Annotated in this window: 3 protein-coding genes; all 3 read right to left on the reverse strand. The window is 58.5% G+C overall.

All coding sequences use genetic code 11. The annotated features are described in order from the left end of the window. Nucleotides 1-74 precede the first annotated feature (74 nt). The 3 genes from tnpC to tnpA are packed head-to-tail and all read right to left on the reverse strand — an operon-like array spanning nucleotide 75 to nucleotide 2,466. On the reverse strand, nucleotides 75-1,661 hold the full coding sequence (gene tnpC / locus QSK43_RS26945) for an IS66 family transposase (RefSeq protein ID WP_332306013.1): 1,587 nt from the start codon (nucleotides 1,659-1,661) through the stop codon (nucleotides 75-77). Between the two features lie 51 nt (nucleotides 1,662-1,712). After that, nucleotides 1,713-2,066 carry an IS66 family insertion sequence element accessory protein TnpB gene (gene tnpB, locus QSK43_RS26950; protein ID WP_012477958.1) on the reverse strand — a complete coding sequence of 118 codons (354 nt, stop codon included), beginning with the start codon at nucleotides 2,064-2,066 and terminating at the stop codon, nucleotides 1,713-1,715. Continuing rightward, on the reverse strand, nucleotides 2,047-2,466 hold the full coding sequence (gene tnpA, locus QSK43_RS26955) for an IS66-like element accessory protein TnpA (protein WP_416333624.1): 420 nt from the start codon (nucleotides 2,464-2,466) through the stop codon (nucleotides 2,047-2,049). Before tnpA ends, tnpB begins: the two co-directional genes overlap by 20 nt. Between the last annotated feature and the right edge of the window lie 84 nt (nucleotides 2,467-2,550).

The raw sequence follows: 2,550 nt of genomic DNA on the forward strand, positions 1-2,550 counted from the left end.
GTAAGCGCGATTTTCGATGCGCCTAGACGGCCTCTTCAGGGGTAATCGCGCACGGATTCTAGCGGTACCCAGCTTTATTGGGCATTTGCCCTGGAGAAGTTGAACGGCAAAAGGTCGCCGATTTCGGCCGCTTGGCCCCGCTGTGGCAACTCAGTGAGCACGTGGCGTAGCCAGGTGAGCGGGTCGACGCCGCAGGCGCGGCAGGTCAGCATGAGACTGTAGATCACGGCGCTGGCCTTGGCTCCGTCAGCGGTATCGCTGAACAGCCACGATTTTCTTCCGGTGGCAAAAACTCTGATCTCGCGTTCCAGAATGTTGTTATCGATCGGCATCCTGCCGTCGCTGGTGTAGCGCGTCAGATAATCCCATTGGTTCAGGGTGTAGGACACAGCATCGCCGAGCTTGGTATCCGGTACGACCTTCGGCGCGATGTTATCGAGCCACGTCTTTAGGGCGTTCAGGACAGGCAGGCTGTGCTGCTGGCGGAAACGGCGAATGCAATCGGCCTTTGTCTCGCCTGGATCTGGGGTCTTGTCTCTCGCCTGCCTTTCGATCCGGTAGAGCTGTTCGAAGAACCTGAGAGCTTGCTCCGGCGGGCCGCCACCATTCTTTCTCGCCTTGAGGGCATCAACGAAGCGCCGCCTGGAGTGAGCCATGCATCCGACATGGGTTGCGCCATTCAATGTGCGCCAGGCGGTGTAGCCATCAGTGACGAGTATGCCACGGTAGTCACCAAGGAAGGTCTGCGGATAAATCTGACCGCGGCCGGGCTGGTAGTCGAGAAGCACGATCGGCTCGTCACTGTTCTCGCTGCTGCGGTACGCCCACATGTACGACGTGCTGGTGGCTTCCTTGTCCTTTTCCTTCAGCACCTGAACCGTCGTCTCATCGCCATGGATGAGAGACTGCGATTGCAGCCGCAGCTTCAAAGCATCGTAGATGCGATATAGATGCTTCTCGCTCGAGCCGATGACCCAATGCGCAAGAGCGCCACGGCTAATCGGAACGCCAGCACGCTCGAATGTCTGAGCCACGCGGTAGAGCGGCGTGCCATCTACGTATTTGTGGACGAGAGCAAAGGCGAGCGTCGACGCGGTGGCGATGCTGCCCGGCAGGGGTTGCGTGGGCATGGGCGCGATTACGACGGGCGTGTTAATCCCTGTACGGTCACAGTGCCGGCAGGCGTATTTGAACCGTACGTTCTGCAGGACCTTTGCCTTGATCTCGATATGGAGCTGCTCGCTAACGGCTTCTCCCATTCGATGCATTTGGCTTTTGCAGCACGGGCAAGCCTTCTGATCGTCAGCAAGGTCGTATTCGACACGCTCGCGCGGCAGGTCTGCCGGTAGAGGTCTGCGTCCACGCTTCTTTCCCGTTTGACCTTCTACCGCTGGCAGGCCGGTGTCCGGAAGCTCGACAACATCGCCCGCCTCGCTGTCATCCTCGACCGCAGCCTCTTCGGCCTCGTTGAAGAGACGATCAATGTGCTTTTCACTGCGCGGGGCAAAGCGGTGCAGCTTTGCCAGTGCCAGTTCTTCTTCAAGCTTGACGACCCGCTGCGAGAGCGCTTCCTTCTCGGCTTTGAGCGCCGCGATTTCGGCAGCATTGGCTGCCAATTGCGCCATCAGTTCTGCAATGCTCGGTTCGCCGGTGCGCGTCATCAGATTCTTGAATCTGAACCGCCCCTGCGCGTCAATCGCAATTTGCCATCCTCAGCCAGCAATCTGATACTGCCGCACGGGATGGCGGACCATCGCATCGATATCGATGCCATCGAGGATCCAGTGGAGTTGCTCTGTCGTCAGCGTCACCACCGCAGTTTCCCGGCGGGGCCACCTGAACCGGTCTTCCGTTAGCTTCTTCAGGACCATAACAAACCCGGACCGATCAAAGAACAAGAGCTTCACCCGGTCACGCCTGCGATTGCAGAAGGCAAACACCGATGGAGCAAACGGGTCTAGCTCCATCACCTCTTGCACAAGGACCGCGAGGCTGTTGATGCCCGCGCGGAAATCGATGGGTTCCCGATGGAGGTAGACCTTCAGATCAGCGCCCAGTCTGAACATGGCTCAACGCTCCTATGATTGCCGCCAGACCATCGACATCGCTGCATTCCAGCGTCAGGCTGACCCCGTTCGGCAGCACCGCGCTCAGCTTGGATGCATGAGATCGCTTGCCGACCGGCTCCACCTTCGTCAGTGGACCGCTGGCAGAAGACGAGTGCATATCTGTAGCTATCTGAACCGGAACGAACGTAGATACCGCAGGCAAAGCACTATCTTCTTTGGCTCTCTTCACCCACTTGCGAACGAGATTGGCGTTGACGCCGTGCTCCAGAGCTAGACGCGAAACCGAAACGCCGGGCTCTAAACACGCTGCGACAAGCTGATCTCGGGAGGCAGGGTCATATCGACGGCGGCCGTCGCGGCCAACAAGCCGCACCTGCAGTTTAGGAGTATCGTCCATGATTTGGTGTCCACCTATTTTTGGTGGACACTTCATGCATCAGAGCACTGCGCCTCAGAAGGCGCACAGAAATTCGCGCTTACG

The organism is Rhizobium sp. GR12 (genome assembly GCF_036596185.1).
In the GTDB taxonomy this organism is placed as follows: Bacteria; Pseudomonadota; Alphaproteobacteria; order Rhizobiales; family Rhizobiaceae; genus Agrobacterium; species Agrobacterium nepotum.

Bases quoted from the DNA above. Each gene is read 5' to 3' on its own strand.
- tnpA (WP_416333624.1), bottom strand. From the start codon at position 2,466: ATGGACGATACTCCTAAACTGCAGGTGCGGCTTGTTGGCCGCGACGGC.
- tnpC (WP_332306013.1), bottom strand. From the start codon at position 1,661: ATGACGCGCACCGGCGAACCGAGCATTGCAGAACTGATGGCGCAATTG.
- tnpB (WP_012477958.1), bottom strand. From the start codon at position 2,066: ATGTTCAGACTGGGCGCTGATCTGAAGGTCTACCTCCATCGGGAACCC.